At 58.8% G+C, this 7,601-nt stretch carries 6 protein-coding genes; 1 reads left to right on the forward strand and 5 read right to left on the reverse strand.

Annotated elements, in window-relative coordinates; translation table 11 throughout:
- Nucleotides 1–86 precede the first annotated feature (86 nt).
- A complete protein-coding gene (gene metE, locus P4L78_RS01065; RefSeq protein ID WP_309326354.1) occupies nucleotides 87–2,432 on the forward strand; it encodes a 5-methyltetrahydropteroyltriglutamate--homocysteine S-methyltransferase in 2,346 nt (781 codons plus the stop codon).
- Nucleotides 2,433–2,618: 186 nt separating this feature from the next.
- On the opposite strand, the gene P4L78_RS01070 is transcribed toward metE, so the two are convergent.
- The 5 genes from P4L78_RS01070 to P4L78_RS01090 all read right to left on the reverse strand — a co-directional run.
- Nucleotides 2,619–3,797, reverse strand: coding sequence for an FAD-dependent monooxygenase (locus P4L78_RS01070; RefSeq protein WP_309326356.1), 1,179 nt, complete (start codon nucleotides 3,795–3,797; stop codon nucleotides 2,619–2,621).
- A 131-nt stretch (nucleotides 3,798–3,928) separates the two neighbouring features.
- Nucleotides 3,929–5,230 (reverse strand): Xaa-Pro aminopeptidase, encoded by a 1,302-nt coding sequence (gene pepP / locus P4L78_RS01075; RefSeq protein ID WP_309326358.1) that lies wholly within the window; start codon nucleotides 5,228–5,230, stop codon nucleotides 3,929–3,931.
- A 259-nt stretch (nucleotides 5,231–5,489) separates the two neighbouring features.
- Nucleotides 5,490–5,999 (reverse strand): ureidoglycolate lyase, encoded by a 510-nt coding sequence (locus P4L78_RS01080; protein ID WP_309326360.1) that lies wholly within the window; start codon nucleotides 5,997–5,999, stop codon nucleotides 5,490–5,492.
- Entirely contained in the window at nucleotides 5,996–7,000 is a 1,005-nt protein-coding gene (gene alc, locus P4L78_RS01085) for an allantoicase (protein WP_309326362.1), read from the reverse strand. The genes P4L78_RS01080 and alc overlap by 4 nt, the downstream gene beginning before the upstream one ends.
- Before the next feature lie 397 nt (nucleotides 7,001–7,397).
- The coding region (locus P4L78_RS01090; RefSeq protein ID WP_309326364.1) for a hypothetical protein at nucleotides 7,398–7,601 on the reverse strand (204 nt) is incomplete at its 5' end.

The following is a 7,601-nucleotide window of genomic DNA, read 5'->3' on the forward strand; positions in this document are numbered from 1 at the left end:
CATGACATTGGTGAATATTTTGAATTTGAATCATAGCGACGATGCGCCGATGATGACAAGTCAAATTCATGGATATGGAGAAAATCATGACTAAGGCTCATGTTCTGGGCTTCCCTCGCATCGGCGCACAACGTGAACTCAAGTTCGCCCAGGAGAAATTCTGGCGTGGCGAGATCGACGAAGCGGCGCTGACCAAAACTGGCGCTGATTTGCGTCGCACCCACTGGGCCTGGCAACGAGAAGCCGGGTTGGATTTTGTCGCCGCCGGTGATTTCGCCTGGTACGACCAGATGCTTAATACCGCTGTGTTGCTCGGCGCGATTCCGCCGCGTTTTGGCTTTGACGCGCAAAAACTCACGCTCAAGCAATACTTTGAACTGGCGCGTGGCAATACCGCGCAACCCGCGCTGGAAATGACCAAGTGGTTCGATACCAACTACCACTATCTGGTGCCGGAACTGGATGCCGAAACCCGCTTTGATGGCGGCGTGGACTGGTTCTTTTATGAAGTGGATGAAGCGCGTTCGCAAGGCCACAACACCAAGCCGGTGTTGATCGGACCGCTGACATTCTTGTATCTGGCCAAGAGCAAGACACCCGGTCTTGATACCTTGTCGCTGCTGCCGCGCGTATTGCCCGCGTATCGCCGCGTTCTGGAAAAACTGGCTGCCCGTGGTGTGGAATGGGTGCAGATTGATGAGCCGATTCTGGCGCTGGAACTGGCGCAGCCATGGCTGAATGCCTTTGCTCCGGTCTACCGTGAGCTGTCGCAAGCCGGTCTCAAGTTGCTGCTGGCGACTTACTTTGAAAGTGTGGCCGATCACTCAACGCTGCTGAGCACTTTACCGGTGGCAGGCGTACATCTGGATCTGGTGCGCGCCCCGGCGCAACTCGATGCATTTACCGCGCAATGGCCAGCGGACAAAGTGTTGTCGCTGGGTGTGGTGGATGGCCGCAATATCTGGGCGAATGACTTGCGTGGCTCGCTCGATGCCCTGCAAGCGGCGCAAGCCAGACTGGGCGACAAGCTGTGGGTGGCATCAAGCTCATCGCTGCTGCACAGCCCGGTTGATCTGCAGAACGAAACTGAACTGGACCACGAGTTTGTGTCCTGGCTCGCCTTTGCCCGGCAAAAGCTGACCGAAGTGGCGACGCTCAAGCGTGGTCTGGTGGCGGGTGCGCAGAGCATTTCGCAAGCGTTGACTGCCTCGGATGCCGTGCAAGCGTCGCGTCGTTCTTCCAGCCGTATTCACCAACAGGCGGTGAAGGCACGAGTGAACGGCTTGCAAGTCAGTGATGCACAGCGTGATTCGGCCTACCCAGTTCGCCAGCAAAAACAGCAAGCGTGGCTCAACCTGCCGCCACTGCCGACCACCACCATTGGCAGCTTCCCGCAGACCGCCGAAATCCGCGCCGCCCGCGCTGCGTTCAAACGCGGAAATCTGCCTGAGCAAGACTATCGCGCTGCGATGCAGGCTGAAATTCGCCTGGTGGTGGGGAAACAAGAAAAGCTGGGTATCGACGTGCTGGTGCACGGCGAGCCGGAACGCAACGATATGGTCGAGTACTTTGGCGAACAGTTGTCCGGCTTTGCCTTTACCCGCAATGGCTGGGTGCAAAGCTACGGCAGCCGCTGCGTAAAACCGCCTATCCTGTTTGGCGATGTCTCACGCCCGACGCCGATGACGGTGGAATGGAGCCAATACGCCCAGAGCCTCACCACCAAGCCGATGAAGGGCATGCTGACCGGCCCCGTCACCATCTTGCAGTGGTCGTTTGTACGCAATGATTTGCCGCGTAGCGATATCACGCTGCAGATCGCGCTGGCGATTCGGGATGAAGTGGTCGACCTGGAACAAGCCGGTATCCGCGTGATCCAGATCGACGAACCCGCGTTCCGTGAAGGCTTGCCACTGAAAAAGAGCGACTGGCAGACTTATCTGGCGTGGGCCGGGCAAGCATTCCGGGTTTCTGCCAGTGGTGTCGAGGATGAAACGCAGATCCACACCCATATGTGCTATTCGGAATTCAACGACATTCTGCCGGCGATTGCCGCGCTGGATGCCGATGTGATCACCATCGAGACCTCACGCTCAGATATGGAATTGCTGGCCGGGTTTGGCGAATTTGCCTATCCGAACGAGATTGGCCCGGGCGTGTATGACATCCACAGCCCGCGCGTACCGCCGGTGGACGAAATGCTGCGCTTGATCCGCAAAGCGGCAGAAGTGGTTCCGGCAGAACGCTTGTGGGTGAACCCGGATTGCGGCCTGAAGACGCGTGGCTGGCCGGAGACTGAGGCAGCATTGAACACCATGCTGGAAGCGACTCGTCGCGCGCGGCTGGAACTGGCGAAGAACGGTGTTTTGGCCGTGGATCATTCGCCAGCGAAGGTGGAGATATCTCACGGCGAGTGCGGTTGCGCGCATTGAGGTGTTGAAGCGACGCAGGGTGCCAACCGCATCCTGCGACGTTGTAGCCCGGATGGAACGTTAGCGGGAATCCGGGGGCGCTATGGGCAAATTCAAATGCCGGTGGTCTGTTGATTCATTGCAACCCCGGATTCCCGCTGCGCTCCATCCGGGCTACGTACTTCTGGGTCCTTGGGGCGCACCACCTCACTTCACGCCGTACACCATCCGCCGCGCAAATCCGCGCCGCAATGGTCCGATCTGGTCCATCGCCAGCATCCCCAAACTGCGGGCATGTTTGAACATCGGGTTCGGACGATCAAAGAATGAAATCAGATTATCGGTAAACGCGGTAACCACACCTGCATCCTTGCGGCGCAAAGCGGCGTAGCGCTGCAGCATGGCTGCTTCACCCAACTCACGCGCCGGTGTGGTGGCGATGACATCAGCCAGCACCGCGGCATCGCGTAGGCCCAGGTTCAAGCCTTGGCCCGCGACCGGGTGCAGGGTTTGCGCGGCGTTGCCGATCATGACCATGCGCGGCGCGACCACTGAATCGAGTGTTTTGAGCGCCAGCGGCCAACTGCGGCGCGGGCCGACTGCGGAAAATCCCGCCAGTCTGGCGGAAAAGCGTTGCGCGACTTCGGCCATAAAGTCTTCGTCCGACAGTGCCAGACGCGCTTCGGCTTGTTCCGGGGTTTGTGTCCACACCAGCATGAAGTCATCGCCATACGGCAACAGGGCCAGCGGGCCATCGTCGGCAAAGCGTTCATACGCCACGCCTGCATGCGGCACCGCAGGTGTGAGCGTGGCCAGAATCGCGTGCTGGTTATACGGTTTGACGGTTTGCTGCACGCCATTGATCTGGCTGATCAGCTTGCCGCCATCGGCCAGAATCACCAGCCGTGCTGTCATGCTGGTCGGGCCGGTGTGGGTGGCCAGTTGCAGTTCGGCAAAGCGCGACAAACTGCGGACGCCGGTGACGGTGGTGCCCAAGGCCAGTTGCGCCGGGCCGAGGGTCAGTTGCTCCAGCGCCAGCCGTGCCAGTTTGTCGTAGCTGACCACGTAGCCAAGCGCCGGCAGATTGAGTTCATTGGCGTTCAGTTCTGTGCGGCCCAGCGAGCCTTGTTGCGATACATGTACGCGCTGGATTGCGGTAGGCGCCAGTCCATCGCGCCACAAACCGGCGTCAAGCAGCGCTTGATAGCTGGCCCAGGACAACGCCAATGCGCGGGGATCGGTCGGGCCGTCTTCCACACTTTGGCGCGTTTCAATGGCCAGTGCCTGCTTGCCCTGACGCGCCAGGCGTTGCGCCACCAGCGCGCCCACCGGGCCACCACCGACAATGGCGATATCTACATGGCAAGGCAAAGGGCGCGCGATCATGGTGTTTCCTGTGAATGGGCGATGCGGTTTGCATACCAGCGCAGTCCGTAGGGTTTGCATGCTGTGCATGCGAACGCGTTCAGGTGCTGCAATTTGGCAAACGGTGCGCATTAATGCGCACCGTACAGAGGTTAGACCGGGTAACGGTTCATCAAGGCTTCGATGTCTTCCACGCTACGCGGGCAATCGTCGCTGAGAATCTCCGGGCCGTTGGCGGTGAGCAGGATATCGTCCTCAATCCGCACGCCGATGTACTCATACTCTTTGGGCACGTTGTCGGCTGGGCGGATATACAAGCCCGGCTCGATGGTAAACACCATTCCCGCTTCCAGAATGCGGTCTTCGCCGTTGACCTTGTAGGCGCCCGCATCATGCACATCCAGCCCCAGCCAGTGGCCGGTGCCGTGCATGTAAAACTGGCGGAAAGTCTTGTTCTCGATGACTTCATCCACCGTGCCGGTCAGAAACTTCAAGTCAATCAGACCTTGGGCCAGCGTGCGCACGGCGGCGTTATGCATGTCGGTATAACGATTGCCGGGACGGGCTTTATCCAGTGCTGCGGCATGTGCGGCCAGCACCAGTTCATAAATGGCTTTTTGCGGCGCGCTGAAGCGGCCATTAACGGGAAAGGTGCGGGTGATGTCGCTGGCGTAACCGTCGATTTCGCAACCGGCGTCAATCAGCAACAAATCGCCTTCCTGCATCAGACGGTCATTGCGGTCGTAATGCAGCACACAGGCATTGGGGCCGGAAGCGACGATGGACGTATACGCCGGAAAACGGCTGCCGTTGCGGTAGTACTCGTGCTGCAGTTCGGCTTCCACCGCGTATTCATGCAGACCGGCCTTGGCCGCCAGCATGGCGCGTTTGTGTGCCTCACTGTTGATCTGCCCGGCACGGCGCATGCTGGCGATTTCGTGTTCGTCTTTGAACACACGCATTTCGGCCAGAATCGGACCAAGGTCGATGATTTCGGTCGGCGCAGTCACGCCGGTCCGTGATTGAGCGCGCACGGCATTCAGCCAGCCAGTCAAGCGGGCATCCCAAGCGGCATCTGCGCCCAGCGCAAAGTAAACGCGCGGCTGGTTTTTCAGCAGGTTGACGATCTCGGTATCGAGTTCATCAATAGTAAATGCGCCATCAAACGCAAACGCTTCTTTAGCCGCTGCCGGGCCATAACGAAAGCCATCCCAGATTTCGCGGGTTTCGTCTTTATCGCGACAAAACAGCACGGATTGGGCTTGATCACCAATTACCAGCGCCACCAGGCTTTCGGGCTCTTGAAAGCCACTCAGATAATAAAAGCTGGAGTCGTAGCGATAGGGATAGGTGGAGTCGGCGTTGCGGGTTTGTTCCGGGGCGGTGGGCAGAATCAGCACGCCAGGGGCGAGGGTATCAATAAGCTGCTGACGGCGGGATGCGTACGGTTGCATTCAGGCTCCTGGCGGCGGCCCGGATCACGGAGCGCGGCAGTTTTGTTGGGATATGGGTGAAAGGGGCATTATAGCGGGAAGCCTTGGCGCGGGTAGATGTGGCGTTGGCGCTGTGGGATGGATGCCATTGGGTTGGGCTATTTGGGCGTGAAACGGCCATCGCTTGCCTGGGCGATCACGGACCTCCATCCGGATGTGCTTGTGGCAGGCATGGCTCCCGGATTCTCGCGTTGCTTCATCCGGGCTACGCGGGCGCGAACTACGGCAGTGGCAACGGGATGACGCCAGCACGCTCCAGCGTGATTTCATCGCAATTGTTGCCCGGCCCGGCGCGGTCGATCACCAGAAAATCTGATGTTTCATCCAGCGCGAGCAACGGATGGTGCCACGTACCCGCAGCGTAGTTCACACCTTGGCTGCCGTGAGCCAGAAACACGCGGATATCGGTCACCGTTACTGCCTCGCCGCGCGGTGCCACCACCACCAGATATTGCCGTCCATTCAGTGGCATGAACGCCTGGCTACCCTTGGGATGACGTTCCAGCATGGTCACAGCAAAGGGCAGCTTGCGCGGTAGCCCGCGAAAAATACTGACGATGGGATGACCGTCGTTGTCGACCTCAATCTTCATCAGGTCGTGATAGCGCTCAGTATTGCCGCCATTAATGGGGAAGTGCCGGTCCGCGCCGCTGGCTTCGATCACATCGCCAAACGGCGCAAACGCCTCGGCCGTCAGCCATTCAACCGTCAGTGGCAGCGGCTCGCTCATGGCGCGACCTTGCCCCAGATGCGCAGGCGCGAAACCCCGCCATCTGGAATGATATTCAGCCGTACATGCGTTACTGGCCCCAGCGCGGCAATGCCATCGGCAAAACTGTGGATGTGGTCCATCTGCAGCTTGCGTTCATCCAGCAACACCGGCCAGAACATGCTTTGGGTGATGATGGATTGATCCGTACCACCGTCCATGCGCGCAGCCTGAATCATGCAACGATCCGGATAATTGCCTTTGAAGTGCGCGGTATCGACTTCAATGCGCTCGACGATTCCTGACGTGCCCAACTGGATAATGCACCAGTCATTGCCCGGTTCGCGGCGACGGCGGGTTTCCCAGCCATCCCCCATATTGATACCGCGTCCTGGCAGCAGCAGGTTAGACGCCACGCCAAAGTGAGCATCATTAAACGCCACCGCCCGCCCGCCGTTTTCCAGCGCGGCCAGATCGTACAGCTTGCCGGGCTCATCAAACGCGCCTACCGGCTGGCCATACACGCGCAAACGGGCGATGCCACCATCTGGATAGATGTGGATACGCAGATGGGTGAACTCACCATGAGTGGTGGCAGGCAGAAAGTGGTGTGAGTTACCGGACAGGCTGGTGGAGGCCAACACTTCTTGCCACTGTACCTGAGCCAGATCGGCAGGGTTGTCGCTGGCGCTGCTGGTGGCTTCAATTGATACCGCTGGCGCGTAGTTGCCGGTGAAGTGGCTGGTGTCGACATCGAACCCGTGAATCACGCCTTTGCGACCCAGTTTGATGATCGACCAATCGTGGCCCATGGTGCGTTTGCGGCGCGTTTCCCAGCCATCCATCCATTTACCGTTGTCGTCGTATTTGCCGGGGATGAACACGGCGGGCTCGGGGTTGAGCATACGGGAGAGTGGGGCGAAGAATTCATCGCTCGCGGCGATGGCGAGCGCACCCAACCGCGGGTCGGCGAGGTTGATGGATTGTTTTGCCCAAAGCGGGAGGATGGGTTGTTCGGTCATGAGGGGCTGAGCGTCCGGGTTGTTTGAATGGTTGTCCCAAATACGAAATTTTTAACTGCAACTGTAAAAGCTTGTTTTGTTAGTGCCTTCGGCACGGGGTTTAAAGGCTTTTGATACCCGGCGGTGGCCGGGGGCACGTTACTTTTCTTTGCTTCGCCAAAGAAAAGTAACCAAAAGTCCCGCAGAGCGGGATAGCAAAAGGCGACCCGGGCGCAAGCGCCGACGGGGCCCAAGGTCAAAAGCCGAAACGAACCGTCTGTTGGCCAGGGGTCTTTACGCGCATCCTGCGTTCCCTCGGTCGGCGTGGCTAAGCAAGGATGATGAATCTGGAATTAACCGCGATACCAGTTCCCCTCTTTTCCAAAGAGGGGTTAGGGGAGATTGGTTTTTGGGTGGATCAGACAGCAACGGTGAATTCCACATTGCAGCCATCTCCCCCCTGCCCCTCTTTCAGAAGAGGGGAGCTAAAAGCAACAGCAACAGCAACAGCAACAGCAACAGCAACAGCAACAGCAACAGCAACAGCAACAGCAACAGCAACAGCAACAGCAACAGCAACAGCAACAGCAACAGCAACAGCAACAGCAACAGCAACAGCAAC

This window comes from Silvimonas sp., from assembly GCF_031291215.1.
Lineage (GTDB): Bacteria > Pseudomonadota > Gammaproteobacteria > Burkholderiales > Chitinibacteraceae > Silvimonas > Silvimonas soli.